Origin of the sequence: Acidovorax soli (assembly GCF_014207955.1) — a bacterium.
Classification (GTDB): Bacteria; Pseudomonadota; Gammaproteobacteria; order Burkholderiales; family Burkholderiaceae_C; genus Acidovorax; species Acidovorax soli_A.
Genome location: NZ_JACHLK010000008.1, coordinates 188,188 through 214,701 on the forward strand (window position 1 = coordinate 188,188; position 26,514 = coordinate 214,701).

Annotated in this window: 24 protein-coding genes; 7 read left to right on the forward strand and 17 right to left on the reverse strand. The window is 67.5% G+C overall.

From position 1 onward, the window contains the following. Positions 1–103: 103 nt before the first annotated feature. Together HNP48_RS20235 and tgt are read right to left on the reverse strand one after the other, a co-directional pair. Positions 104–628, reverse strand: coding sequence for a hypothetical protein (locus HNP48_RS20235; RefSeq protein ID WP_311773845.1), 525 nt, complete (start codon positions 626–628; stop codon positions 104–106). A 28-nt stretch (positions 629–656) separates the two neighbouring features. Further along, entirely contained in the window at positions 657–1,829 is a 1,173-nt protein-coding gene (gene tgt / locus HNP48_RS20240; RefSeq protein WP_184860372.1) for a tRNA guanosine(34) transglycosylase Tgt, read from the reverse strand. A 150-nt stretch (positions 1,830–1,979) separates the two neighbouring features. On the opposite strand from tgt, the gene HNP48_RS20245 reads away from it, so the two are divergent. Further along, positions 1,980–2,471, forward strand: a complete 492-nt coding sequence (locus tag HNP48_RS20245; protein ID WP_184860374.1) for a universal stress protein — start codon at positions 1,980–1,982, stop codon at positions 2,469–2,471. Between the two features lie 77 nt (positions 2,472–2,548). Here the strand turns inward: HNP48_RS20245 and HNP48_RS20250 are convergent, their stop codons facing one another. From HNP48_RS20250 to HNP48_RS20260, 3 genes are all read right to left on the reverse strand, one after another. After that, positions 2,549–2,944, reverse strand: a complete 396-nt coding sequence (locus tag HNP48_RS20250; protein WP_184860376.1) for a hypothetical protein — start codon at positions 2,942–2,944, stop codon at positions 2,549–2,551. Positions 2,945–3,279: 335 nt separating this feature from the next. After that, positions 3,280–4,434: a phospholipase A gene (locus tag HNP48_RS20255; protein ID WP_184860638.1), complete on the reverse strand. Its 1,155-nt coding sequence runs from the start codon at positions 4,432–4,434 to the stop codon at positions 3,280–3,282. 231 nt (positions 4,435–4,665) lie between these two features. Continuing rightward, positions 4,666–6,741 carry an ATP-dependent helicase gene (locus HNP48_RS20260; RefSeq protein ID WP_184860378.1) on the reverse strand — a complete coding sequence of 692 codons (2,076 nt, stop codon included), beginning with the start codon at positions 6,739–6,741 and terminating at the stop codon, positions 4,666–4,668. Positions 6,742–6,987: 246 nt separating this feature from the next. On the opposite strand from HNP48_RS20260, the gene HNP48_RS20265 reads away from it, so the two are divergent. The 6 genes from HNP48_RS20265 (at position 6,988) to HNP48_RS20290 (ending at position 11,803) form a co-directional block, all read left to right on the forward strand. After that, positions 6,988–7,797, forward strand: a complete 810-nt coding sequence (locus HNP48_RS20265; RefSeq protein ID WP_184860380.1) for a hypothetical protein — start codon at positions 6,988–6,990, stop codon at positions 7,795–7,797. Positions 7,798–7,808: 11 nt separating this feature from the next. Beyond that, complete coding sequence (locus HNP48_RS20270; protein WP_184860382.1) at positions 7,809–8,366, forward strand: GTPase; 558 nt, start codon at positions 7,809–7,811, stop codon at positions 8,364–8,366. Next, positions 8,363–8,761 carry a roadblock/LC7 domain-containing protein gene (locus HNP48_RS20275; RefSeq protein WP_184860384.1) on the forward strand — a complete coding sequence of 133 codons (399 nt, stop codon included), beginning with the start codon at positions 8,363–8,365 and terminating at the stop codon, positions 8,759–8,761. The genes HNP48_RS20270 and HNP48_RS20275 overlap by 4 nt, the downstream gene beginning before the upstream one ends. Before the next feature lie 262 nt (positions 8,762–9,023). After that, the gene (locus HNP48_RS20280) at positions 9,024–9,383 is read left to right on the forward strand and encodes a hypothetical protein (protein WP_184860386.1); all 360 of its coding nucleotides are present in this window, start codon (positions 9,024–9,026) and stop codon (positions 9,381–9,383) included. A gap of 105 nt (positions 9,384–9,488) precedes the next feature. Next, complete coding sequence (locus tag HNP48_RS20285) at positions 9,489–10,757, forward strand: ABC transporter substrate-binding protein (RefSeq protein ID WP_184860388.1); 1,269 nt, start codon at positions 9,489–9,491, stop codon at positions 10,755–10,757. Between the two features lie 92 nt (positions 10,758–10,849). Beyond that, positions 10,850–11,803: an AEC family transporter gene (locus HNP48_RS20290; RefSeq protein WP_184860390.1), complete on the forward strand. Its 954-nt coding sequence runs from the start codon at positions 10,850–10,852 to the stop codon at positions 11,801–11,803. A 61-nt stretch (positions 11,804–11,864) separates the two neighbouring features. Here the strand turns inward: HNP48_RS20290 and gspD are convergent, their stop codons facing one another. The 12 genes from gspD to HNP48_RS20350 form a co-directional block, all read right to left on the reverse strand. Next, on the reverse strand, positions 11,865–14,390 hold the full coding sequence (gene gspD, locus HNP48_RS20295; RefSeq protein WP_184860392.1) for a type II secretion system secretin GspD: 2,526 nt from the start codon (positions 14,388–14,390) through the stop codon (positions 11,865–11,867). A 31-nt stretch (positions 14,391–14,421) separates the two neighbouring features. Then, a complete protein-coding gene (locus HNP48_RS20300) occupies positions 14,422–15,036 on the reverse strand; it encodes a hypothetical protein (protein ID WP_184860394.1) in 615 nt (204 codons plus the stop codon). Then, the gene (locus HNP48_RS20305) at positions 15,033–16,385 is read right to left on the reverse strand and encodes a hypothetical protein (RefSeq protein WP_184860396.1); all 1,353 of its coding nucleotides are present in this window, start codon (positions 16,383–16,385) and stop codon (positions 15,033–15,035) included. Before HNP48_RS20305 ends, HNP48_RS20300 begins: the two co-directional genes overlap by 4 nt. A gap of 75 nt (positions 16,386–16,460) precedes the next feature. Then, the gene (locus tag HNP48_RS20310; RefSeq protein ID WP_184860398.1) at positions 16,461–17,492 is read right to left on the reverse strand and encodes a hypothetical protein; all 1,032 of its coding nucleotides are present in this window, start codon (positions 17,490–17,492) and stop codon (positions 16,461–16,463) included. Next, positions 17,489–18,136, reverse strand: coding sequence for a type II secretion system protein J (locus HNP48_RS20315; RefSeq protein WP_184860400.1), 648 nt, complete (start codon positions 18,134–18,136; stop codon positions 17,489–17,491). The genes HNP48_RS20310 and HNP48_RS20315 overlap by 4 nt, the downstream gene beginning before the upstream one ends. Then, on the reverse strand, positions 18,133–18,669 hold the full coding sequence (locus HNP48_RS20320; protein ID WP_184860402.1) for a prepilin-type N-terminal cleavage/methylation domain-containing protein: 537 nt from the start codon (positions 18,667–18,669) through the stop codon (positions 18,133–18,135). Before HNP48_RS20320 ends, HNP48_RS20315 begins: the two co-directional genes overlap by 4 nt. Next, positions 18,647–19,123 carry a prepilin-type N-terminal cleavage/methylation domain-containing protein gene (locus tag HNP48_RS20325; protein ID WP_184860404.1) on the reverse strand — a complete coding sequence of 159 codons (477 nt, stop codon included), beginning with the start codon at positions 19,121–19,123 and terminating at the stop codon, positions 18,647–18,649. Before HNP48_RS20325 ends, HNP48_RS20320 begins: the two co-directional genes overlap by 23 nt. A 32-nt stretch (positions 19,124–19,155) precedes the next feature. After that, entirely contained in the window at positions 19,156–19,614 is a 459-nt protein-coding gene (gene gspG, locus HNP48_RS20330; RefSeq protein WP_184860406.1) for a type II secretion system major pseudopilin GspG, read from the reverse strand. Positions 19,615–19,645: 31 nt separating this feature from the next. Further along, positions 19,646–20,848 carry a type II secretion system F family protein gene (locus tag HNP48_RS20335; RefSeq protein ID WP_184860408.1) on the reverse strand — a complete coding sequence of 401 codons (1,203 nt, stop codon included), beginning with the start codon at positions 20,846–20,848 and terminating at the stop codon, positions 19,646–19,648. Continuing rightward, positions 20,845–22,443, reverse strand: coding sequence for a GspE/PulE family protein (locus HNP48_RS20340; protein ID WP_184860416.1), 1,599 nt, complete (start codon positions 22,441–22,443; stop codon positions 20,845–20,847). The genes HNP48_RS20335 and HNP48_RS20340 overlap by 4 nt, the downstream gene beginning before the upstream one ends. Positions 22,444–22,671: 228 nt before the next feature. Then, positions 22,672–24,789, reverse strand: a complete 2,118-nt coding sequence (gene priA / locus HNP48_RS20345; protein ID WP_184860418.1) for a primosomal protein N' — start codon at positions 24,787–24,789, stop codon at positions 22,672–22,674. A 473-nt stretch (positions 24,790–25,262) separates the two neighbouring features. Continuing rightward, positions 25,263–25,547: a hypothetical protein gene (locus tag HNP48_RS20350; protein ID WP_184860420.1), complete on the reverse strand. Its 285-nt coding sequence runs from the start codon at positions 25,545–25,547 to the stop codon at positions 25,263–25,265. Positions 25,548–26,514 lie beyond the last annotated feature (967 nt).

Genomic DNA, 26,514 nt, shown 5'->3' on the forward strand with positions numbered 1-26,514 from the left:
GGACCACTGTAGCCGCGAATGCCGGCTGGTACCGGTCCGGCCCCCTCGGGTGTGGAATGGGTCAGGGTTTGTTCACAATTGGCGGGAGTTTTGCGTGCTGGCCTCACGGCATACGGCGGCGCCAGGCCTGCCAGCGCATGCGCCACTGCCGCTTGAGCACCCGTCCCGCGCGCCAGGGCCAGGAGGCCCGCACGCGTTCGAGCAACAGTGCCTTGGTGTGCATCCAGCGGGCGTACACCCAGGCAAACCAGCGCAATTGCAGCAGGGCCGGCTGGGTCAGCGTGAACAGCCGCGCCAGCACCGCCGTGCCCACCAGCTTGGCACCCACGATGATGAGCATGCCCAGCACCAGATGCCCCTGGCCGATGGTCCACAGGGCCAGCAGCTTGACGGGCAGCAGCATCAGCGAGGGCAGGGTGAACAGCAGCAGGGCCGCCCAGGGCGGCAGCCCGCGCACGGTGCCTTCGATCCAGCGCAGCCCGGGCCAGCGGCCGATGCGCGCCAGGATCTTCTGCAGCGGCTCCCAGCCCCACTCCTCGAAGACGATGAGCAGCGCCAGCAGCCAGCCGGCCAGGTGGCCGATCGGCCGCAGCGGCCACAGCAACAGCTTGCGCAGGGCGGGCGGCACGGTGGTCGGAGGGCCGGCGGGTGAGGGATCAGACGCCGCGCGCCCGGTCCGCCTTGAACTGTGCGCGGAACTGGGCGAAGGTGCCCGCGTCCAGTGCCTCGCGCACTTCGCGCATCAGGTTCAGGTAGTAGTGCAGGTTGTGGATGCTGGTGAGCATGGGCCCCAGCATTTCGCCGCAGCGGTCCAGGTGGTGCTGGTAGGCGCGGCTGAAACCCTCGCGCCCGCCGGCCTCCCAGGAGACGCCGCTCTTGCCCGCGCAGGCGTGGCAGGTGCAGCTGGTGTCCAGGGGCTGGTGGTCGCTCTTGTGGCGCGCGTTGCGGATCTTCAGGTCACCGTAGCGCGTGAACATGGTGCCGTTGCGCGCATTGCGCGTGGGCATCACGCAGTCGAACATGTCCACGCCCTGGGCCACGCCCTCGACCAGGTCCTCGGGCGTGCCCACACCCATCAGGTAGCGCGGCTTGTTCGCAGGCAGCAGGTGCGGGGTGTGCGCCATGATGCGCAGCATCTCGTCCTTGGGCTCGCCCACCGAGACGCCGCCCACGGCATAGCCTGGGAAGTCCATCTCCACCAGGCGCTCCAGCGATTCGGCGCGCAGGTTTTCGTACATGCCGCCCTGCACGATGCCGAAGAGCGCATTGGGGTTGTTCAGGCGGTGGAACTCGTCCTGGCTGCGCTTGGCCCAGCGCAGGCTCATCTCCATGGACTGGCGCGCCTCGCGCTCGGTCGTCAGGTGGCCCTTGGTCTCGTAGGGCGTGCACTCGTCGAGCTGCATCACGATGTCGCTGTTGAGCGTGGTCTGGATCTGCATGCTCACCTCGGGCGACATGAACAGCTTGTCGCCGTTCACGGGGCTCGCGAAGGTCACGCCCTCCTCGGTGATCTTGCGCATGGCACCCAGGCTCCAGACCTGGAAGCCGCCCGAGTCGGTCAGGATGGGCTTGTTCCACTGCTCGAAGCCGTGCAGCCCGCCAAAGCTTTCCATCACGTCCAGGCCCGGGCGCATCCACAGGTGGAAGGTGTTCCCGAGGATGATCTGCGCGCCCATGTCGTGCAGGCTCTGCGGCATCACGCCCTTGACGGTGCCATAGGTGCCCACGGGCATGAAGATCGGGGTTTGCACCACGCCATGGTTGAGCGTGAGCGTGCCCCGGCGCGCGTGGCTGGTGGGGTCGGTGGTGAGAAGGTCAAACTGCAGCATGGGCTGCATTGTCCCAGACCGCAGGTCCGGGCCCGCCGGCACCCTGCCCGGGCGGTGCCAAAAGGGTATTGACAGGCGCTGCATGAGGCCATGGGGTGCGGCGCCACCCGCAGTCTGTACACTGGTTCGTACCAACGGAAGGAGAACCCCATGTTCAAGATCCTGATCGCCGTGGACGGCTCGGACCTCTCCCTGGACGGTGTGCACCACGCCCTGGGCCTGGTGCGCCAGGGCCTCAAGGCCAGTGTGGTGCTGGCCAATGTGCAGGAGCCCGCCACGCTCTACGAAATGGTCACTGCGCGCGATGCCGACCTCATCGCCGCGGCCAGCCTGGAGGCCGGTGAGCACCTCATGGCCCCGGCGCGGGCCCTGCTCGATGCGGCCGGCGTCGCCTACGAAACCGACATCGGCGTGGGCGATGTGGCGCACACCCTGGTGGACATGATCGAGCGCAGCGGCTGCGACCTGGTCGTCATCGGTGCGCGCGGTCAGGGGGCCATCAGCAGCGCCCTGCTGGGCTCCGTGTCGCAGGAGGTGGCCCATGCGAGCCCGGTGCCCGTGACCATCGTCAAGCATGTCGACGTGGCGCGGCAGCTGGAACCTGAATCGGAAGAAGACGGTACGGCCGAAGCCTCGCTGTGAGGGCCGGCACGTTGGCGGGCCACCATGTGACAAGGGCCGCGTGAGCGGCCCCTGGGTGTCCCCGGTTCACTGGCGGCTCAGGCCGCCTTGCGGAAAGGCTGTTCGGTGCTGCTGCTGCGCTGCAGCTTGCCGTGCGGCAGGCTGGCCAGGCGCGAGAACATGCGCCGCACATAGCCATTCACCCACAGGCACTTGTTGAGTTCGTCCACGGGCAGCGGACCGGACACCACCACGATGTCGTTGGCCATGTCCTGCGCCCCGGCGGCACGCAGGCGCCGGCGCGTGTTGTTGGCCCAGGACTGGATGCGCGTGGGGCTGCCATGCTGGTGCACCTGGCCCGTGTGCGCATCGAAGGCAATCGCCACGGTATCGGTCTTGAGCTTGAACCTGCGCTCACCGGTCACGGCGCTGGGCTCCTCGCGCATGTCGTACAGGTAGTAGCTGCCGGCCTTGAGCTGGTATTGCATGTCCATGGTGGTTCCTCTCTGGGGGCATTGTCGAGGGCGCACCACAGGGCAATCGCAGGGAATGGGGCCGGAAAACGCCTCTTATCGGCGCGTGATCCGCGCTGGCATGCCAGTCGGTGCGCGTGCCATTGTGCGCGGCCCCTCGGCATGTGCAAATGAAACTTGACCGCAATTAGGTAACGGTTTGTGAAGGGCGGGACGGACCACGTTCAGCGGCGCCTGCGATCGCCGGCTGAGGTTCGAAAGCGCACGGCCAAGGCCAGTGCCCCCGTGCAAGGGCCGCCCCGCCGCACTGGGGGCGTCCCCCTCAGGGGGATGGCGCGAAGCGCCTCAGGGGGAGCCTAAAAATCCACCAGGCTCAACCCCAGGCTGAACACCGTGCGCTTGCGGTTGTAGTCGATCATGCTGTCGCCATAGCCGCTGAACAGCTGGGTGTGCAGGCGCAGGTTGCTCTTGCTGCCCAGGAAGCCCGTGCCCAGGGTCTGCAGCCATTCCAGGCGCAGCGAACCGCGGTCGCTGTTGGCCAGCGAATGGCGCATCGTGGCGCCCACGGTGTTGTCCTTGTCGTAGTTCCAGAAGGCGGCCAGCTCGGCGCGGCCCACGTAGTCGCTGATGCCGGGGTTGTCGTCGCTGCCCGTGCTTTCGGGAATGCGCTTCCACAGGCGCGCGCGCACATTGAAGCTGTTGCCCAGCTCCATGCCGGTCATCAGGTAGGCGCGGTTCCAGCTGCGCGACAGCGGCTTGCTCTGGCCGTTGGACTGGTGCACCAGTCCGATGCCGCTGTAGCGCCAGCGCCAGCCAAGCGGCAGCTTGGCATCGGTGGGGTAGACATACATCACCTCGGGCTCGTGGTCCGTGGTGCGGAAGGGGCGCGAGATCTCGGGCGTGAACAGCTGCCAGTACGACTGCTGCGTGTAGCCGAACCAGACCGAGTCCTTGAGCGTGGGGTGGCCCTGCGTGAGCAGGCCCTGGGCGATCTTGGTGCGCACCGACAGCTGGATGCGGTTCTCGGTGCGCCGGTAGGGCGTGGATTCGGTGGCCGAATTGCCATCCGCGTCCGATGTGGGCTGGCGGTTCACATTGCTGCCCGCCACCACCGACACCGTGATCGGCCGGTAGCCCCGGAAGCTGAAGGTGCCGCAGTCGCTGCCCGACTCCAGCTCCCAGAAGCGTGACAGGTCGCTGTACTGCGGGTCGCGGCAGCCCTCGGTGCGCGCCACCTCGATGATGCGCGTGGCCGGCAGCGTGGTGTCCACGGGCGATGGCACGGCATTGGCGGCTTCAGCCGTGGCTGCGGGCGATTGCCAGGCCTGCTGGCCGGCCCACTGGTCGAAGCAGGCCAGGCGCGCCTGGTTGTCGTCGGCCAGCGCAGCGCAGCGGCGCCAGGCGCTCTGGTCCGCCGCGCTGGTGCTGCCGGGGGCCATGGCCGGTGCGGGTGCTCCCTGGGCCAGGGCTGCGCCCGCCGGGACCAGCATGGCCAGGGCCAGGGCGACCATGCCCGGTGTGCCCGCAGGGGCTGCGCGAAGCGACGGGAAGGATAAGGTGCTGTGGATTGGGTGCATGTGCCGGGTGGTTTCTTGCCGCAGGGGCCATGGACGACCGGGCCTGGCCGGGTCGCAAAGTTTCATTGTGGCGCCATTCTTCCAGAGCCGGGCGGGCAGGGGGTGTCGGCCGCCATCCCGACTTGCACGCCCGCCTCCACCCGCAGGGTGGCGGCGGCGCGTGCATCACACGGGCGGCGTGGTGCTGCTCGCCGCCTTGGCCTTGGCCGCGAATTCGGCGCGCAGGGCCTTGAGCTTCTCGCGCGGGTCCTCGCGCGCCGTGGTGCGGTCCAGTCCCATCTCGGCGATGAAGCGGCTGGGCCGAGCCTGCACCATCTCGCGGCCCTTCTTGCGCCGCTTGGTCCAGCTCACGGCCAGGGTGCGCTGGGCGCGTGTGATGCCCACGTACATCAGGCGCCGCTCTTCCTGCAGGCGCTGCTGCGTGTCCTCTGCCACCACCTTCTGGCGGCCCTCGTCGTCGTCGAGCTTGAAGGGCAGCATGCCCTCGGTCACGCCGACCAGGATCACGTGCGGCCACTCCAGGCCCTTGGACGCGTGCAGGGTCGAGAGCACCACCATGTCCTGCTCCTGCTCGCGTTCGGAGATGGTGGACAGCAAGGCGATGGTCTGCGACACCTCCAGCAGGCTCTTGGTCTCGGCCGCCATGGGCGTGCCCGAGCTGTCGTCGATCTGCCCTCCCGCGCGCTGGGCCATCCAGTCGCAGAACTCCAGCACATTGGACCAGCGCGCAGCGGCCACGGTCTCGCTGTCCTCGCCATCGTAGAGGTGCTGCTCGTAGCCGATCTCCTTGAGCCAGTCGCCCAGGAAGGCGCGCGAGGCCTCGGCCCCGTGCGTGTGCCGGGCACGGTACTCCAGGTCGTTGATGTAGCGGCCGAACTCGTGCAGCCCGTCCATCGCCCGCTTGGGCACGGCGGCCGGCAGCATGGCGTTGAACAGCGCGGCGAACATGCTCTGCTTGTGCTGGGTGGCAAAAGCGCCCAGGGCGCCCAGCGTGGTGTGGCCGATGCCGCGCTTGGGGCTGGTGATGCAGCGCAGAAAGGCCGGATCGTCGTCGTTGTTGATCCACAGGCGGAACCAGGCGCACAGGTCCTTGATCTCGGCGCGGTCGAAGAAGCTTGTGCCGCCCGACACCTTGTAGGGAATGCTCACCTTGCGCAGCGCCTTCTCGAAGGGCTTGGCCTGGTGGTTGGCGCGGTACAGGATGGCGAACTGCTTCCAGTCCGGCGGCGGGTTGGCCGCTGCGCGCAGGCTCAGGATGCGCGCCACGGCGCGCTCGGCCTCGTGCTCCTCGCTGTCGGCGTCGATCACGCGCACCGGCTCGCCCTCGCCCAGCTCGCTGAACAGCGTCTTGGGAAAGAGTTTGGGGTTGGGCCCGATCACATTGTTGGCCGCACGCAGGATGGCGCTGGTCGAGCGGTAGTTCTGCTCCAGCTTGATGACCTTGAGCGCGGGGAAGTCGAGCGGCAGCTTGCGCAGGTTATCGAGCGTGGCTCCGCGCCAGCCGTAGATGGACTGGTCGTCGTCGCCCACGGCCGTGAAGTGCGCGCGCTCGCCCACCAGCAGTTTCAGGAGCTCGTACTGCGTGGCATTGGTGTCCTGGTACTCGTCCACCAGCACATGGCCCAGCAGGGCCTGCCACTTGGCGCGCACCTCGGGAAAGTCGCGCAACAGGCGCAGCGGCATGCCGATCAGGTCGTCGAAGTCCACGCTCTGGTAGGCCGCCAGGCGCTCCTCGTAGCGCGTCATCAGCACGGCGATGGCGCGTTCGTTGTCGTCCGCTGCTTCGGCCAGCGCCTGTTCGGAGGTCAGGCCCTTGTTCTTCCAGGCGCTGATGGTCCATTGCCACTGGCGTGCCGTGGCCATGTCCACCGTGCCGCCGGCCGCGTCCTTGAGGATGCCGGTCACGTCGTCCGCATCAAGGATGCTGAACTGGGGCTTGAGGCCCAGCACCGCACCGTCCTCGCGCACCATGCGCACCCCCAGGGCGTGGAAGGTGCAGACCAGCACGTCCTTGGCGCGCTTGCCGATCAGGCCCTTGGCACGCTCGCGCATCTCGGCCGCGGCCTTGTTCGTGAAGGTGATGGCCGCAATGCGCTTGGGCTCCAGCCCGCGCTCGATCATGTGCGCGATCTTCTGCGTGATCACCCGCGTCTTGCCCGAGCCGGCGCCCGCCAGCACGAGGCAGGGCCCGTCGGTGTAGTGGACAGCCTGGAGCTGGGCGAGGTTGAGACCGAAAGACATGGGGGGGGAACAGCGGGCAGGCGGGGCAGGGGACGCGCAGGGGCGCCGCAGGGCGCACGGCGTGTTTCAGCAAGGGAGGGATGCAGGGGATCATACCTTGGGCCCTTCTGGGCGCCCTTTGTGCACAAATGGCCACAGAAAGGTCAACTACTGTCATAAAACCCGACTGATACGGGTTTGTACTGGCCCCGGATGTAGGGCTCACTTAAACTGACCAGTTGCTTCTTGCACCGAGGGGTATCGAGAGTGAAGACCAATCTGAAGGGGGATCTGGCGACCAGTTTGCTGGCGCCTGCGTTGCGCACCCGGTTTTCCGAGCTGTTTGGCGTGGCGGCCCGCAAGTCCTTCTTTGCCTGGCGCGAGTCCCCCGTGGCCCAGGCACAGGTGGTGGTGCTGGATGTCTCGTCCAACCTCCTGCGCCTGCAGCCCCTGCCCCCCTGTGTCATCTGGATCGGGCGCGAGCAACCGGCCGCGCGGCTGCCCGAGGCCTGGGTGGGGCGCCTGGCGCAGGACTACACCGTCGCCGACCTGATCGACATCCTGGACCGTGCAGCCGTCTTCCTGATGGACTGGAAGGCGCGCCAACCCGCTGCTTCGGTCGCGGTGGCCGTGGCGGCGCAGCCGCCCGTGGTTCCGCCGGTGACCCCGGTTGCGGCCCCTGCACGCTCCTTTGCCCACAGCACCATCCAGCCCACGGCGCCCGCGGCTGCCGGCACGGCGGCCATGGCCGTGGCCCAGGGCAGCCGCTACCGCCTGGGCGCCTGGGTGTTCCTCGGCCCGCCCTTCGACAGCTCGGGCTGCATCAGCGCCCTAGCCCTGCTGGCGCGCCAGCCCGTCACGGCGCAGCAGCTGCATGCGCACAGCGGCCTGGCACCGGCCGAACTGGCCGAGCTGCTCAAGGAGCTGGCGCGCCGCAAGGTGCTGCAGGTGATCGCGCCGGCGCAGGCCGTGGCGCCCCCGGCCACCGCTGCATCCGCCTCACGCGGCCCAGCCCCCGTGAGCAAGGGCCTGGTTCGCCGCCTGTCCCACTGGATCAGTGGCGCAAGCCGTCCTTGAGTGCCTCTGCAATGACCACCTATTCCAGCACCTCTCCGATGCCGCGCATCGCCTTCATGGGACCCATGGGCGTGGGCAAGACCACGGCCATCCGCGCCCTGTGCGGGGACGACATGGTCGAGTCCGACGTGCCCAACCTCGATCGCCAATCCCATGCCAAGGAGTTCACCACCGTGGGCGCCGAGTTCGGCCAGATCGACCTGGGCGATGGCGAGTTCGTGCAGGTCTGCGGCTGCCCGGGGCAGGACCGTTTCGACTTTCTGCGCCAGTGGGTGGTGTCTGCTTCGGTGGGCGTGTTCGTGATGGTCGACGTGAATGCGGCCAATGCCGTGCAGGCGGCCGGGCTGCTGCTGGCCGAAGCCGCAGCGGCCGAGAACCCGCCGCTGGCCCTGGTGCTGAGCGCCCGCCCGGCCTCGGCCGCCGCGACCCAGGCCTTTGCGGACGGCCTGCAGGCCGCAGGCCACGGCGTGGTGCCGGTGCTCCAGGTCGATGTGAGACGGCGTGCCGATGTGCTGCAGGCCCTCAGCGTGCTGGTGTCGATGTTGTCCCTTCGCAGCGAATCCCCATGAAAAGCAGTGCCCCCCTGATTTCCGAAGCCTTGGCCGAAACCGCCCTGCGTGCCCTGGAAACCCATGCAGCGCCCATCACCGGCCTGCACCTGGCCCTGCTGGCCACGCCCGATGGCTTCGAGATCGCCTGCCTGCGCAACCGCGGCGAACTGCAGGCCAGCCGCCTCTCGGCTATGGCCAGCTCGCTCATGGCCATGGCCCGCGCCGTGGGCCGTGAGATAGCGACCCCCCAATGCAAGCGCCTGACCTTCGAGGCCGAGGGCAGCACCGTGGTCTTCCAGTCCATCGACGCACCCGTGCCCTGCATCCTGTGCCTGGTGCTCGGCCCTGATGCCTTGCTCGGCCGCGCTCTGTGGGCTGCGGGCGAGGTGATGCAGGACATGGCCAAGGCGTGAAGTGAAGCACCCCCTGAGTCGCTTCGCGCCTTCACCCCTCTCTCGACCCGCTGCGCGAGTCGGGAGGGGGACGCCCCCAGTGCGGCGGGGCGGCCCTTGCACGGGGGCACTGGCCTTGGCCGCGCCAGTTGCATGCGTCGCGGGTGGCGCACGGCGCAATGGACAACTGATGCGCATGTGCCTTCAACCGAATGCACGTGTGCGGCGCCCGCCAGCGCTCCCCCTTTTTTCACCCATTTAGCAACCAACGAGGAACCCAAGAATGGCGAGCATCAATGAATCCCTGAACCAACTGCTGGCGGTCGAAGGCGCGCAGTGCGCGGCCGTCGTGGACAGCGGCAGCGGCATGCTGCTGGGCAGCGCGGGCACGGGGGTAGACATGGAGCTGGCAGCGGCCGGCAATACCGAAGTCGTGCGCGCCAAGAACAAGACCATGCAGGCGCTGGGCCTGCAGGACAGCATCGACGACATCCTGATCACCCTGGGCAAGCAGTACCACATCATCCGCCCCATGGCGTCCAAGGAAGGCATCTTCCTCTACGTGGTGCTCGACAAGGCCCGCGCCAACCTGGCCCTGGCGCGCCGCAAGGTGCAGGACATCGAAAAGCTGATCGAATTCTGACGGGTCGCGCCGGCGCGCGCCTTCCTGCGGGAAACCCCGCTGTCCCCGGTCGGGTTGCACTTTGATACTGCACGGACCAACGAGACAAGCCTGAAAGGCCGTGCCATGCCGACCAAGAGCCTCGCGCCACCGCGCTCCATCGCCCCCGCCGCGCTGCTGCAGCGTGCCGGATGGCATGGGGCGTTTCTTCTTCTGGGCGCCCTGGTGGTGACCGCCCTGGCCGCGCTGCCCGCGCGTGCCCAGATCGGCAGCACCGCGCCCGTGCGCATCGGCGTGGTGGGGCCGTTCACCGGGGCCTCGGCCGATTTCGGTGTGCCCATGCTCAACGGCATCCGCATGGCGGTGGACGAGATCAATGCCGGTGGCGGTTACCTGGGCCGGCCGCTGGAGCTTGTGGTCAAGGACGATGCCGCCAACCCCGACCAGGGGCGCAAGGTCTCGCAGGACCTGCTGGCCGAGAAGGTCGTCGCCACCATCGGCTTTTGCAACACCGGCGTGGCCATGAAGGCCATCGACCTGTTCCAGGAGGCCAAGTCGCCGCTCATCGTGCCCTGTTCATCGGGCACGGCCGTCACCGCCAAGTACCCGCCGGCCGAGAGCTACATCTTCCGCGTGCAGGGGCGCGATGCGCTGCAGGCGCCCTTCATGGTGGAAGACATCGTCAAGCGCGGCTGGGACAAAGTGGCCATCTTCGCCGACAAGACCGGCTACGGCGAAGGCGGCTACAACGACGTGGTGGCAGCGCTGGCCGCCAAGAACCTCAAGCCCGTGCACGTGGCGCGCTTCGACCTGGGCGTGAAGGACCTCACTGGCGAGCTCACGGCGGCGCGCGCGGCGGGCGCCAATGTGGTCTTCAGCTACACCGTGGGGCAGGAGAACGCCGTCATCGCCAATGGCAAGAAGACCCTGGGCTGGAAGGCCCCGCAGGTCGGGCCGTGGACCCTGTCGTTCCCGTACTTTCTCGACGGTGCGCGCGATGCGGCCGAGGGCGCGCTCATGGTGCAGACCTTCATCGCCGAGCCCAGCAACGAGCGCCGCGCCTCCTTCCTGTCGAGCTACACGCGCAAGTTCCAGCGCAAGCTGGCCGTGCCCATGGCCGCGGCGAATGCCTACGATGCCACCTATTTGCTGATGTACTCCTTCCTCGGCATCCGCGATGGCAACCTCAACGGCCCGGCGCTCAAGGAGTCGCTGGAGGGCAAGATGAAGACCTACTACGGCGTGGTCGCCACCTACGACAAGCCCTTCAGCCCTGTCGACAAGGACGCCATCACGCGCAACATGCTGGTGATCGGTGTGGTGAAGAATGGCGCCATCACCTTCGCGTACCCCGAAGACGCCAAGCGCAACCTGATCATCCAGCGCAAGCAATAGAAGAAGCGGCATCGCCACAGGCGATGGCCCCCGCCTGACTCTGCGCTGACGGTGCGGCCCGGCCAGCGCCCTGCCGCCCGACAATATCCGCTGTGCTCTCCGTCCTGCTCGTCACCTTCCCCTTCTTCGCGCTCGTGCTCTGCGGCTACCTGGCGGCCCGGCGCGGCGTGCTGCCGCAGCCGGCCATCCCGGGGCTCAACGCCTTCGTGCTGTTCTTCGCGCTGCCCTGCATGCTGTACCGCTTTGGCGCCAGCACGCCGATCGGGCAGTTGCTCGATCCGGCCGTGGCCGGTGTCTACCTGCTGTGCGCGCTGGCCATGGTGGCGGGCACCGTGGCGCTCACCAGGCGTGGCCGCATCGGCTGGAACGATGCCTCCTTCGGCGCGCTGGTCGCTGCCTTCCCCAACACCGGCTTCATGGGCGTTCCCCTGCTCATTGCGCTGCTGGGCAGGGAGGCGGCCGGCCCCACCATCGTCACCATCGCGGTCGACATGCTCATCACCAGCTCGCTGTGCATCGCGTTGTCACGCCTGGATGGCGCGGGCACACATGGCGTGGGCGTGGCGCTGCGCAATGCGCTCAAGGGCATGGTCGCCAACCCCATGCCCTGGTCCATCGCCCTGGGCGCACTGGCCTCGGCCCTGAGCTTCAAGCTCCCCGTCCCCGTGGACCGCACCGTGGCCATGCTGGCCGACGCCGCTTCGCCCGTGGCGCTGTTCACCATCGGTGCCGTGTTGGCGCGCTCGCAGATGAACCAGCACGAGCAGGTGCCCACGCGCGAGTATGTGCCCGTGGCCCTGGCCAAGCTGCTGGTGCACCCGGTGCTGGTCTGGGCCGTGGGCACGGCCGCCATCGCTGCGGGTGTGCCGCTCACGCCGTTTGCGCTCACCGTGCTGGTGCTGGTCGCGGCCCTGCCCAGCGCCAGCAATGTCTCGCTGCTGGCCGAACGCTTTGGTGCCAACAACGGGCGCGTGGCGCGCATCATCCTGGTGTCCACGGCGCTGGCGTTCCTGAGCTTTTCAGGGGCCGTGGCCTTGCTGACCTGAGTGCAGCGCAAAGCAAAACAGCCCACCGAAGTGGGCTGTTGTGTTTCTGGTGCCTGCGGGATCAGTTGACGAAGGCTTCGCTGTTCTGGATCTGCGGGGCTTTCGCGGCAGCGGGCTTTTGCTGGCTGCGCACGGGGGCATCGCGGCCCAGGTTGGGAGGAACCGTCGTGTCCTTGTCCTGCAGCATCGCGCGCAGCTTGTGCAGGCTTTCCTGGAAGGTGCCTGCCAAGCGATCCGCCTCATCGCGGCTGTTCACGATATAGGGCGTGATGCTGATCAGCAGCTCCGTCTTGTTCTTGGTCTTGTTGGTGGTGCCAAACAAACCTCCCACGATGGGGATGTCCTTGAGCACGGGGACGCCGACGATGCCGTTCTCGGTCCTGTTTTCAATCAGACCGGCCAGCATGATGGTCTTGCCGTCTTCAATGGTGGCATCCGTGGTGACCTTGCGCTTGAGAAAGCTCGGGTACTTGGTGCCACCCGCGTCCACGGCATCGCCCACACTGCTGACTTCCTGCGAAATGCTGAGGGTCAGCCGTCCAGCCGAGGTGATGCTGGGTTTGACTTCCAGCAAGATACCCGTGGGACGATATTGGACCGAATTGGACGTGGAGAATTGATTGCTGCTGATCAGGCTGTTGCTGGGGGTGGAAACGGTCTGCGTGATCACAGGGACCTCGCTGCCCACTTCGATCTTGGCGACCTTGCCATCGCTGGCAAGGACATGGGGCGCCGACAGGATGTTCACATTGGTGTCCCGGCCCAGAACGTTCAAGAGGCCGATGACCTGGCCGGCACTGCCAAACACCGCGTAGTTCAGGCCCGTGGAGGTGCCTGTCACCCGGGGGGTGGAGCCAATGACCGGGGTTCCAGTGGTTGATCCGACGGCAGAAATGTTGACACCCGAAGTGCTGATGCCACCATCCAGTCCGAGAAAGCCTGGCCAGCTTTTCCCGCCCGAGGTCAAAGCCGACTTGATCCACCATTCCACACCGTACTGCAAGGCATCGGTCAAGGTCACTTCCGCCACCATGACCTGCACCATCACCTGGCGTGGAGATGCGTCCAGGCGCTCCAGCACCTTGCGCACCTGCTGGTAATCCTGCGGCGAAGCGCGCACGATCAGCGTATTGGTTTCCGTGTCGGCAATCACCTGAACCGAGCCGCCCAGCCCAGGTGCTGTTCCGGTGGTGCCCTGCGAAGGTGTGTTGCCCCGTTCGATGGTGCGCGCCGCGGAACTGTTGTTCTGGTTGTTGGTGCCCCCTGCTGCGGCGCCTGCGAGTCCGGTGTTGCTGCCGGTGGCGCCCGTGGATGAACCAAAGGCGGTTCCCGAAGCCGACGGCAGCCCCGCAGCCCCCGTGTTCGCATTGTTCTGCGTTGGCGCCGATCCCCCAAAGATCTGCGTCACCAGGCTCGCCAGGTTCGCCGCATTGCCATTGGCCACCGGGTACACGTGCACAAACGAGCCCAGGCCGTTGCGCGGCTCGGCGTCCAGGGTCTTGATCCACTGTTCGGCCGTCTGGATCAGGGCCGGGTTGGCGGCCGCCACCATCACGGCGTTCATGCGCGCCACAGGCAGGAAGAAGGTCTTGGTGGCGTCGGTGCCGGGCTTGTTGAAGATGCCCGAGGTCTTGAACAACGCGTCGAGCTCCTTGGCCACGTCGGCGGCTTCGCTGTGCGCCAGCGGGAACAGGCGGATCTGCACCTGGCTCACGTAGTCCGAGTCCAGGGTCTTGACCATGTCGACGATCTTCTCGACGTTGGCGGCCTTGTCCACCACGATCAGGTAGCGGTTGGAGGGGTCGTTGGTGATGGCTGCTTGCGGGCCGACAAAGCCGCGCAGCGTGTTGGCCAGCTGGTTGGCCTGCACGAACTGCACCGGAATGATCTGCATCACCGACGAGGCTGCGCCCACGCCCGGGCCCAGACCGACATCGCGCACCGCGTTGGTGTCGCGCAGCACCTTGTACAGCTTGCCCTGGCGCACGATGGAGATGTTGCTCGCGGCCAGCGCCGTTTCCAGCGTGCTGTAGATGTCGGCCATGCTGATGGCGCCGGTGCTCTTGAGCGTGACGCGGCCCTGCACGGTGGGGTCGATCACGTAGTCGAGCTTGAGCACTTCGCCGAGCACGACCTGGATCACCTCGTAGATGTCGGCATTGTCGAACTTGAGCGTCACGCCCGGGTTGGGCGTGTTGGACAGCACTACCCCGGGGTTGCTGCTGCTGCCTGCAGGCGTTGCCGCAGGTGCCGCAGCGCCAGGGGCGGGCATGGCTATCGGGGCGGCAGGTGGCGTTGCAGGGGCCGCCAGCGTCGGTGCGGCGGGTGACGGGGCCACCGTGGCGGGTGCCGCTGCGGCGCCGCCCGGCTGAGGTGTTGGAGGTGCCTGGATGGTGACGCCGGGCATGCTGAAGCCGCCGGGCACGGGGGTGCCACCGCCGCTGGGCACCGCGGGCATGGGCTGGCCGGTGAAGGGGTTGATCGGTGGCTGCTGCGCCATCACCAGGTGCGTTGCCGTCAGCGTGGGCAGGAGCGCAACGCTCACAGCGGTCAGTTTGCGCAGCATGGGAGGAATGGATTTGTTCATTGCAGTCTTCTGAAATTCAGCCGTGTTCGGTTTACTTGCGGGCGGCCGCAGGCGCGGCAGGGGCAGCGGCCTCGGGCAGCGGCTTCATGTGCAGGCCCGAAAAGCGGGCCACGATGTGCAGTTGCTGGCCGCCGCGCTGGGTGTCGTCCACCACCTTGATCTCGACCTTGTCCATGACCAGCATCTTGGGCGACTGCGCCAGGGCGATCTGCAGGCGCGGCAGCTGCTGGGGCACGCCGTTGAAACGCGCCGTGAGCGACATGCGCGAGACGCTGCCCTTGGGGGCGTCCGAGAATTCCGACAGGTCGATGTTGTCGAAGTACAGCCCCTGCAGCAGCTTGGTCACCTGCTGCTGCATGGCGTTGACCGACTCGGTGATGTCGTTGGCCACGAACAGCTGCGTCTCTATGGGCGTGTAGCTGCCGCCCAACTGCTCGCTGTTGGCCTGCACCTTCTTGTCCAGGTCCAGGGTGTTCTGGTTGCTTTCGAGCAGCGTCTGCAGATCGCTGGCCTGCTCGCGGTGCTCCAGGTAACCGGTGAGGCGCTGGTCCACGAGCGCGGCAATCAGCAGCAGCACGATGACGGGGAAGGCAAAGTACTTGATGCCATGGGCGGCATGCACCCGCTTGAGATCACGCTTCATCATGGTTGGGAGGCCCCCGATGCGGGTGGCTTGGCTGGGGCGGGTGCGGCAATGGGTTTGGGCGCTGCGTCCTTGCGCGCCTGCAGGTGGATCTGCGGGGTGCTGGCGGCCAGATACTCGGGCACGGGGAAGTCGCTCCAGGCGCCGAAGCCGGCCAGCGGCCGCTCCTGCAGCCACTTCACGCTGCCCTCGTTGCCCTGGCCTGCCAGCGCGACGACGCCATTGTCGGAGCTGAAATACTGCAAGGTGGCCGGTGGCGGCGGGAAATACGCAACCAATTGCGCGAACGGGCCCAGCGCGGACGGCGCTTCGCGCGCGGTGTTCACGGCCTGCACCGCGTCGGCCATGCGCAGGGTGCGGGCCTTGAGCAGCTTGGCGGCCTCCACCTTGGGCAGGTCCTTGCGCACGCGCTCGCGGCCTTCCTCGATCTGGCGCACCAGCCGGCCGTCGTGCCAGATCATGAGCGCCAGGCCTGCCATGCCGGCAACGCCCAGCCCCAGGCTGAGCACCTTGAGCGTCTGCACCATGTCGTTGTGCGTGTGGCGCACGATGATGCCGCCCTGGTCCGAGCGCCAGAGCTTCTCCAGCAGGTCGGCATGCGATGCTGCCGGCAGCACATGGTGCTGGTAGTCGGCCCAGGTCTGCGGCTCGGCCGCGTAGCCCTTGGGCGTGGTCAGCTGCACCGGGCGGCCGGGGGCGGTATCGGCGGGCGCACCCAGCGCGGCCAGTTCCACCTGCAGGGTCTGGGCCAGGTGTTCGTGGGTATCGCCGGCGTCGAGCACGCGCGTGCGCAGCATGGTGCCGTTGGCCGCATACACGTGCAGGTACTGGTCGGAGGCGTCGGTCTCGACCACGGCGCGCAGCGAAGCGGGCTGCCTGGCAGCCAGGCGCTGGAACAGCTGCGCGCGCGCATACAGCTCCACCAGGGCGAGGCGGCAGGCGCTGCTGATGCGCTCGATCTCGGTCACCCAGTCCTTGTGCAGCCACATCAGCGAGGCACCCTCGGCTCCGCCGAAGCTGTCCACCTGCGTGCGCGTGTCGCTGGCCGGGAAGGGCAGCGAGGGCGGGGCGCCGGCGCCCTGCGTGCTGGGCGGAACAATGCCCAGGATGTCGCCGGCCAGCACCCAGTGCGCGCGCGTGCCTGCCGGAATCTTCCAGCGCGTCACGCTGTCGGCCAGTTGCTGCTGCAATTGCGATGCGAAAGCCTCCCCCTCGGGCAGGGGCACCACGAGCTCGTGCGCCCGCTTCCAGCCCAGCAGCCCGCGGTAGAAATGCAGGATGCACAGGCTGTGCGGTGAGAGAGAGAGCACCAGCTGGTGCCGCCAGCTGGCAGAAGGGGAGAAATTGCGCATCGGTTGAGGTTTCAATCGGGTCGGGATGTTCTTTTCAGGCAGCTTTCGGGTGTTCGGTCACAGGGCTGTACGCGGTCAGCGGGCGCTCACATCGACAACGGAGTCCACCACGCTGAACTTTCCGCCCTGCTGGGCCAGGGTGGCCACCAATGCTGCACCGGTGGGCCGGGCCCCTCCCAGGCGCAAGCGCGCGGTGACGGCCGTGGGCGGGCCCGCCATGTCGGCGGCAATCAGGCCCGTGCCAGCGGTCCATTGCTGGGCCAGTGCTGTCGTGATGGGCGTGCCCGAGCGGCGCATGGCGGTCAGCCGCTGCAGGTGCTCGTCCGTGAGATTGCCCAGGGTCCGCAGCAGCACGGGGGGCGTGGTGTCCAGCCGCACCTTGCGGTTCTTGGTACCCACCACCAGCAGGTCCTGCAAACCCACGGGTACCTGGGTCGTGCCACCGCGCACCAGGGTGCGGGGTATCTCGTTCCAATCCAGCAATTCTCGCATGCTTGAAAATCCGGCCGTTCCGCGCGCGTCCATCACCCGGTTCTTGAACTCCATGGTCAGCAGCGCCAGTTCGCGTGCGCGCTCCGGGGCCGTGCCCAGCAAGGCATACAGGCGCTCCCATTCCTGGGCGGTCAGGTCGTTGGCATCGGGCAGGCCGCTGGCGTCCTGCAGCTCGGCCGTGAAGGCCTGGCGGCCCAGCGTGGCCTCGTAGCGGGCCGTGGGTGTGGTGCCCGCGGCCGCCGCTGCCGCCGCGCCCCGGGCCGAGGGGGCCGTGCCGGGCGCCGCCGCGGGCGGGGCACCGGGATCCGGCAGGCGCCACAGCGGCCAGTTGCGGCGCACGTCTTCGGGCAGGGGCGGGTTGGCCCCCGCCACCGCCTGGGCGATGCCCAGCTGCAAGGCGGTGTAGGCTGCGGCAGACTGCAGCGCATAGCCTTCCTGCAGCGCGTCCTTCTCGCGGGCCAGTAGCTGCGCGTCCAGGCGCAGCGACACCGAGACGCCCAGCACCACCGTGGTCACCACGGCCATCAGGCCCAGCGCGAACAGCAGGATGTAGCCGCGCTCCGGGCCGGCCCCGCCCGGGACGCGGCGGCGCGGCAATGGCGTGCGGCGGCTCATGGGGCACCCGCCTCGCTGCGGGCCTTGTACACCAGGGCCGGCATGTCATCGCGCACGCCCGACAGGCCCATGCGCAGCAGGTCGGGCGGCTGGCGCGGCTGCTCCCACTTGGCGAGCCAGGTGGGGATGGGCTTGCCCTCGCGGTTGGGCAGGCGCGTCAGGTACGAGAACGCGCACATGCGCAGGCCCGAGGCTAGCACCTGGGTGTCCAGCAGGGTCGGGGTCTGCGGCCGCGCGGTGGTGTTGGCGGCGGTGGCGGGCGGCAGCGTCTTCACGCGGTGCACCAGTGCCATGGTGCTGCTGCCCTCGGCGGTTTCGCAGGCATATTCCACACGCGCGATGGCCGGGCCCGTCCCGGGCGTGCCCATCACCGGGTGCAGGGTGTCGAACTCCAGCGTGGTGGCGCTGCCCTTGACGGTGATGCCGCGCGTGGTCCATTCATGGCGCAGGATGCGTTCGGCCCCGCGCACCTCTTCGCGCGAGCGGGCGCGCTCGCCGTTGCGGCTGTAGGAGTCGAGCGCCGTGGACATGGCCGAGGCGCCGATCACGGCCACCACGGCCGAGATGGCGAGCGCCACCATCAGCTCCAGCAGCGTGAAGCCGCCCTGGGTGCCTGGGAGGAGGGGGGCGTGCCGGCGCATCATGGCGTGGGCCGCACCGGGTTCTGGGGATTGTTCTGCGGGGTCGACGAGGTCGGCGCTGCGGCGCCGCCTGCCGTGCGCTCGCCGGGCGGTGGCGGCGCCAGGCGGTAGCTGTTCAGGCGGTAGACCTGCTGGTTGCCCTTGGGGCCCCAGAAGACCTCGACCTCGACCTCTTCGATCTTTTGCCGGAACGCGGGGAGGCGCTCCTGCTGCGCGCGCGTCAGCGCCTCGAAGGGGCGCAGGTGGATGCGGTAGCCGAAGTCGGTGCCTGCATACCCCTGGTCCACGGCATCGTCGGCCACGGCGAAGGTAGGGTTGGCCAGGGCTTCGTCGAGCTTGGCCTGGGCCAGTGCCATGGCGGCGGTGTGGCCGTTGATCTTGTCGTCCAGGCGTGCCGTGCCCGAGATCGCGGTGAACGCGATCGCCAGGCCAAAGCCGATCAGCACCATGGCCACCAGCACCTCCAGCAGCGTGAAGCCGTGCTGCAGGGCGCGGGGCTGGGCTGGCGACGGCCTACTGCTCGGTCGGCGCGGCATCGGTTCTTTCAATGCGCCCGCTGATGCGGGCCAGGCGGAATTGCTGCTGCACACCCGTGGGCGTGCGCAGCAGGAAGCTGGCTTCCTGCATGGTGCCGTCGGGGTAGAAGACCAGGGGCAGGGATTCCTCGTCCGCGCTGCGGGCAGCCACGGTGCGCACGCGGGGCGTTGCCGCGGCGACGAAGCGGTAGCGGTCCGGCAGCTCCAGCACATTGCTGCCGGCCAAAGCGATGCGCCCCGAGTCGAAGAACAGCGTGGCCTCGACCACCCGGCCGCCGAGCACCGCGCGGTTGCGCAGGCGCTTGAGCTCCTGCTGCGTGCGGTCGAGCCAGCGGCGCTCCTCGGCGCGGCCGGCCAACTGGTCCACCGACACCATGGCCAGGCCCGTGCCGATGCCCACCAGCACCAGCACCAGCAGCAGTTCGAGCAGCGTGAACCCGGCGGCTCTCTTCATGTGCAACCGCACGGTGTCCCCAGGAGGCGGGCTTATTCCCAGCTGCGGATGTCGGCGTCGTCGCCCGAGCCGCCTTCCTTGCCGTCGGCACCCAGGGACGAGAGCTCGTAGTCGCTCTTCTCGCCCGGTGCGCGGTAGACGTAGCTGTTGCCCCAGGGGTCCTTGTCCACCTTCTTCTTGAGGTAGGGGCCACGCCAGCGGGCGGCCTCGGCGGCGTCGGCCGGCTTCTCCGACAGGGCGGCGATGCCCTGCTCGGTGCTCGGGTAGCGCGACATGTCCAGGCGGTAGGTGTCCATGGCGGCGCCCAGCATCTCGATCTGGGTGCGCGCGGCCTTGACCTTGGAGGCGTCGAGCTGGCCGAACAGGCGCGGACCGACCAGCGAGGCCAGCAGGCCCAGGATGACCATGACGATCAGCAGTTCGATCAGCGTGAAGCCGCCAGCGCGGCGCAGCGCGGGCTTGCGGGAGGGGTGCTTGAAGGGAATGTGCATGAAAAACCTACTTACTACGTCACTTGTTCATTTACAGGGGCATGTCGTTGATCGAGAAGATCGCGGTCAGCATGGACACCACGATGGTGCCGATCAGCCCGCCCATCACCAGGATCATCACGGGCTCGAACAGGGCCACCAGGTTGCGCGTGGCCTTCTGGATGTCCTTCTCGTACTGGTCGGCCACCTTCACGAGCATGGCATCGAGCGCGCCCGACTCCTCCCCCACTGCGGCCAGCTGGCCCAGCAGGCGGGGAAAGAACGGGTCGGCACGCACCGGGCCCGACACGCCCTTGCCCTCTTGCACGGCGCGCACCAGCCGGTCCAGCGCCTTGCGCAAGGGGATATGCTCGGTCAGCTCGCGCACGATGCGCATGCCGGTGAGTATCGGAACCCCGCTGGCCAATAGAGTTCCCCAGGTGCGGCAGACATGGGCCAGCTGGATCTTGAGCAGCAGCGGACCCAGGATGGGCATGCGCAGCAGCAGCAGTTGCCAGCGCTCGCGCCATTTGTCGTCCCGCAGGGCCATCACGAAGGCCGTGATCGCCACGGCGATCACCCCCAGGATGTACAGGCCATAGGCCTTGAGGAAGTCGCCGGCACCGATCAGGATGGCCGCCGCCATGGGCAGCTCCTGGTGCATGTCGGTGAAGATCTGGCCGAACTTGGGCAGCACGAACACCGTGAGCCCGAGCAGCGCGCTCACGCCGAAGAAGAACAGCAGCACCGGGTAGATGGACGAGGTGATGAGGAACGAGCGGAACTCGATGCTGCGCGTGTAGAACTCCACCAGCCGCTGCATTACCACGGGTAGCACGCCGCCTTCCTCGCCGGCGCGCACCATGTTCACGTACAGGCGCGGGAACACCGAGGGGTGGCGCATGAAGGCATCGCCCAGCGAATTGCCCTTTTCCACATCCACCACCACGGCCTGCATCACGCCGCGAAAGAACGGCTGCTCGATGCTGCTCTGGCAGATGTGCAGCGCCCGGTCCAGCGGCAGGCCAGCGTCGAGCAAAGTGAGCAGTTGCTCCGTCATGGCCAGCACATGCTTGATGCCCACGCGCTTGCTGCCGCCGCCAAGCGAGGCGGTCCACTGGATGCCGGAGGAGGCCGGCTTCTGCTCGGCCGCCAGGGGCGGGGGCGGTGCGTAGTCGGCGGGGGGCAGGTGGCCGCCGGTTTCGACCGGATTTGCCTGGCTGGTGGTCCCTGCCGATCCTGGGCGCGGCCTCACGTCATCTCCTGGCGCGTGACCCGCGCCAGCTCTTCGAGCGTGGTGATGCCGGCCAGCACCTTGCTGATGCCGTCGGCGCGCATGGTGCGCACACCCTGCTCGATGGCCTTGCGGCGCACGCCTTCGGCCGGCATCTTCTGGATGATGGCTTCCTTGATCGCCGTGGTCATGGGCAGCATTTCGTAGATGCCCGTGCGGCCGATGTAGCCCGACTGGCCGCAATGGTGGCAGCCCTTGCCGTGGAACAGCTCGGTCACCTGGTGGGCCTCAACGCCCTCTTCGGCCAGGAACAGCAGGTCGGCCGAGGTGGGTGTGGTGCTCTCCTTGCAGTGCGGGCAGATCACGCGCACCAGGCGCTGCGCCACGATGAGCACCACCGATGAGGCGATCAGGTAGCTCTCCACCCCCATTTCCATGAGCCGGTGGGGGGCGCCGAACGAGTCGTTGGTGTGCAGGGTCGAGAACACCAGGTGGCCCGTGAGGGCCGACTGGATGGAGATCTCGGCCGTCTCGCGGTCGCGGATTTCGCCGACCATGATGATGTCCGGGTCCTGCCGCACGATGGAGCGCAGAGCGCTCGCAAAGGTCAGATCGATCTGCGACTTGACCTGGATCTGGTTGATGCCGTCGATCTGGTACTCGACCGGGTCTTCCACGGTGATGATCTTGTTGCCCGGCAGGTTGACCTGGCCCAGCGAGGCGTACAGCGTGCTGGTCTTGCCGCTGCCGGTGGGGCCGGTCACGAGGATCATGCCGTGCGGCTGCACGATGGCGGCCTCCAGCATGGCCAGCGCCTCGGCGTTCAGGCCCAGCGAGTCCATGCCCATCATGCCCGGGCCCTGGTCGAGCAGGCGGATGACCATGCTTTCGCCATACACCGTGGGCACGGTGGAGACGCGCATGTCGATCTGGCGGCCGCCCACTTCCATCTTCATGCGGCCGTCCTGGGGCAGGCGGCGCTCGGCGATGTTCATCTTGGCGCGCAGCTTCAGGTGCGAGATGGACGCCATGTACATGCGCCGCGGTGGCGATTCGGCGTCGAAGAGCACCCCGTCGATGCGGTAGCGTACGCGGAACTTCTGCTGGCTGACCTCCAGGTGCAGGTCGGAGGCGCGGCTTTCCACCGCGCGCAGCAGCAGCGATTGCACCAGGCGCACCACGGGCGCGTCTTCGGCCAGGGCCTTCAGGGTTTCGAGGTCGTCGTCGGGGTTTTCCGAGCCCGAGGCGTTCTCGTCGTCGAAGGCGGCCAGGCTGGCGTTCTCGGGCCGGTAGATCTGGTCCAGCCCCGAATGGATCCACATGCGCGGCGCCAGGTGCAGGCGCGTGGGCACGGTGAAGAACTGCTTCAGGGCATCGAGCGCGGCCAATTGCACCGGCACGCTGGAGGCGATGTGCACCGCCTCGTCCGTCACCGAAAAGGGCAGCAGCGAGTTGGTACGCAAAAAGGCCGGCGACAGCCCCTCGATGGGCGATACGTCCTGCAGGCCGTGTGCCATGGTGTTGAGCAGCGGCACCTTGAGGTTGCGCGCGAACTGGGCCAGAAGCTCGGCTTCCTGGTTGCCGGCGTCATCGGTGCCGATGGGGAGACTGCTCATAGTTACGGTGGGGGTGGCCGGTTCGGCGCTGGGGCACGGGGTGGAAAAAAGGGGGTAGCCAGCGGCCCATGGCCTGCAGGATGGGCGCAGAACGGCCCGTGCAGCCACAGGCCGGGGGTGTTCTGGCACCACCCGGCATTGTAGTTTGTTCGCATTTCCCGGGGCACCCCCTGCATGGGTGGGCTTGTGCCGGAGTGCGTAACAAGCACGAGTTCCTGTTAACAGGGATCAAATGGCCAGTGGATCGACATCCACCAGCCAGCGGACCAGCCCCCTGTGGGCGGGATCTCCCCGTGCGGCGTGCAGCACGGGTTGCCAGGCGGCCAGGAAGCGCTGCAGCGCCGCGCGGCTCCCGCTTTCCAGCAGCATCTGGGCGCGTTCCACATTGGCCACCCGCTGAATGGTCAGTGGCACGGGCGGGTACAGGGTGACATGGGCGAGGCCCGGCAGATCCTGCTCGCGCGCGGCGGCACTGGCCGCGGTCAGGAAGGCCTGGGCCACCTCCTGGGTGCGGGCGTCGGCCCGCACCAGGGCCTGGTAGGCAAAGGGGGGCATGCCCGCCTCCTGGCGCTCGGCCAGTTGCTGCGCGGCGAACGCCGGGTAGTCGTGCCGGCGCAGCGCCTCGAACACCGCATGCTGCGGGTGGTAAGTCTGCACCCACATCTCGCAAGGGGCCCCGCCCTGGGCCGCCATGTAGGCGGCATCGCGCCCGGCCCGCCCGCCGGCCTGCATCAGCAGGGCGAACAGCCGCTCGGCCGAGCGGAAGTCGCTGGAGAACAGCGCCCCGTCGGGCTGCACGGCCGCCACCAGGGTAATGCGGCGAAAGTCGTGGCCCTTGGCGATCATCTGCGTGCCTACCAGCACGTCCACCTCGCCCGCATGCACCTGGGCCAACTGGGTCTCCAGCGCGCCCTTGGCCTTGGTGGTGTCGGCGTCGATGCGGGCGATGCGCGCGGGTGCGCCATCGGGCCGCAGCACTTCGGACAGCAGGCCGGCGAGCTGCTCCTCCAGCTGCTCCGTGCCCCGGCCCATGGACTGGATGTCGGGGCTGCCGCAGGTGGGGCAGTGGCGCGGCACGCGCACGGTGTAGCCGCAGTGGTGGCAGCGCAGGGTGCGGTCGGTCTTGTGGAACACCTGGTGGGCGCTGCAGTGCGGGCAGTTGCTCTTCCAGCCGCAGTCGGCGCAGTGCAGCACCGGGGCGTAGCCACGCCGGTTGAGCAGCACCATGCACTGCTCGCCGCGCTGCACCCGTTCGGTGATGGCCGCCAGCAGCGGCGCGGTGAACACTGCGCGCCTGGGCTGCTGGTTCATGTCCACACGCCGCACGCGCGGCAGTTGCCCGGCACCGATGCGGCTGGGCATGTGCAGCCGCAGGTAGCGGCCGCCTTCGGGGTCCTCGGCGGTGGGTGGGCGGCTCGCGTGCCAGCTTTCCAGCGAAGGCGTGGCCGAGCCCAGCAGCACCTTGGCGCCCTGCTCGCGCCCGCGCCAGATGGCCAGGTCGCGCGCGGAGTAGCGCGCGCCCTCCTGCTGCTTGTAGCTGGGGTCATGCTCCTCGTCCACGACGACCAGGCGCAGCCCCGGCAGGCTGGCGAACACCGCCATGCGCGTGCCCAGCACGATGCGCGCGGTGCCGCTGTGCGCGGCCAGCCAGCTCTTGAGGCGCTGGGGGTTGGTCATGCCGCTGTGCAGCGAGACCACTGCCTGCGGGCCGAAGCGGCGCACGAAGCGTTCCTCGAGCTGGGGGGTGAGGTTGATCTCGGGCACCATGACCAGGGCCTGGGCCGCGGGGTCGGCGTCCAGCGCCTCCTGCACGCAGCGCAGGTAGACCTCGGTCTTGCCGCTGCCGGTGCTGCCGAACAGCACGAACGGGCCTTTTTCGGCGGCGATCTGCGCGCGCGCGCTTTCCTGCTCGGGTGTCAGCGCCACGGCGGGCATGTCCTGGCCGGTGCCTCCGGCGGGTGCGGCTGGTCGGCGCAGGCGCCGGGCCAGCTGTTCCGGGTCCAGGTCGCGCAGCTGGGGGGGCAGGGCGGCCAGTGCCACCTCGCCGAGTGCACGCTGGTAGTAGCGCGCGGCAAATCCCACGAGCCGGCGCCACGGCGCGTCGAGCGGTGCCACGCCGGCCAGCACCCCGGCGATGGGGCGCATGGTCGCGCCCTCGGGCAGCTCCCCGGTGGCTTCGTCCGCATCCCAGACCACACCCAGCACCTCGCGGGCGCCAAAGGGTACCCGCACCAACGTCCCTGGAGGCAAGGGCCCGGGACTGGCGTAGCTCAGCAGATCGCCCACGCCACTGTGCGAGGGCGCGTGCAGGGCGACTTGGACGATGGAGGCGGCAGCAGTCTGCAAAGTGGGGGGAGGTGGGCGATCCGGGGCGCAGGGCCGCCGCAGGGGAGGGGCGGGCGACCGGGAATCCTACGCGAATCCACCAGGCCTGCGGCCCGCACGGGGGCATGCGTCTGGTGTTCCTGGCTCTTCATGTGCTCTGGCGGTTTCGGAGCTAAGTGCTTGAGTGGATTCGGCTTTCCAAGTCATCCCACGAATCTGTGGATAACTTTGTTGACATCCTGTCTTCACCCCGCGCGAGGCCGCATGGATGCTGGGCCTCAACAGAATGCCTGTCAAAACGGCAGGGTCAAAAAATCCATATGAATCAATGATCTGAAGATTTTTCAGCGGACTTTCTGTGCTAGGCCAGGACACCCGGTTTTTGCTGCGCCGCATCACGTTTGGTGTGCATAAGTGCAATGGGCGTGGCCCGTCAAGAGGGCGTTGCCTGCCCCCTTGGGCCTGGGTGCAGGTGGGAGATGTTCACTGATTTTTCAGGTTTCTCTTGCAAGTGTTTGATTTGTTGAGGTTTTTTCAGGAAGTTCAAAAATTCTGTGGATAACTTTGTTGATATCCCCTGTGTGCAGTCCGGCGGGCCTTGCCAATGCGTGCTTTCGGTAGGTTGCCTGCCAAAAGGGCAGTCCATGGATCTCTATACAAATCAAATACTTAGAGCGCTCGTTGAACGAGGTTTCCTGGCGGTCTTCGGGCCATTGAATTTTTTCATCGGTGCGCTGCCGGTGTGCACAACCCAGACTATGTCGCACCCGGGGAGGCACGGCCTTCTCCTTGGGTATGCCGCTGGGCGAAGGCGTGAAGGCACTTCCTGGCGACCCTGGCGTCGGCGGGCTTGGTGATCCCGTCCGGCGCGCCAGATCGGGCTGTTTCCCTCTCTATCCCACAGTTTGTGTGGATAACTTTGTTGACATCCTGTAACGAGTCAGCGGAGACCCGCATGGAGACTGGGGGCCAACGGAATGCCTGCAAAAGCAGCAGTGCCAAAAAAATCCATATGAATCAATGATTTGAATATTTTTATGGCATTTTTTCGTGCTAGGGCTGGGCAGGCTGCACTGGCGCCGGTGCATCGCTCGGTATGTGCACAAGTGGGGTGGCCTGGGGTCGCCAGGAGGGCATTGAGGGTCCTGCCAGCACGGCAGGGGGGGCCACCGATGTGTGCGACGCGCTCCGCAGATGCCCGATTGGTGGTGAACGCCCAAGAAATCCCGCAATTCTGTGGATAAGTTTGTTGGTATCCCCTGCATGCTGCCCGCAAACCCTTGCTGGTGCTGGCTTTGGCCGGGTTGCACTGCAAAAGAGCAGGCGGCGGGACTTGGCAAAGAACACCATGGGGGGAGACCGACCGAGTCATTTCTCGATGGACTGGATGCTCTGGCTCAGGGATGGTGTGGGCTCTGCTTGCGGCCTGCGCGATGCAGCGCTGTTGGGGCGGAGGGAGGCTCACCGCAGCGTCGTTTGCCAAGTCATCCCACAATTTTGTGGATAACTTTGTTGACATCCTGTCTCCAGTGCGCTGCAGGCCGCATGGATACTGGGCTTCAACGGAATGCCTGCCAAAGTGGCAGTGCGAAAAAATCCATATGAATCAATGATCTGATGAATTTTCCTGGGATTTCCTGTGCTAGGCCCATGCCGCTGGCTTTTGCGGTGTCGCACCGCAGTCCGTGTGCACAAGTGCAGTTGGCAGGCTCCGTCAAGAGGACATTGACCGCCAATTTGGCACCG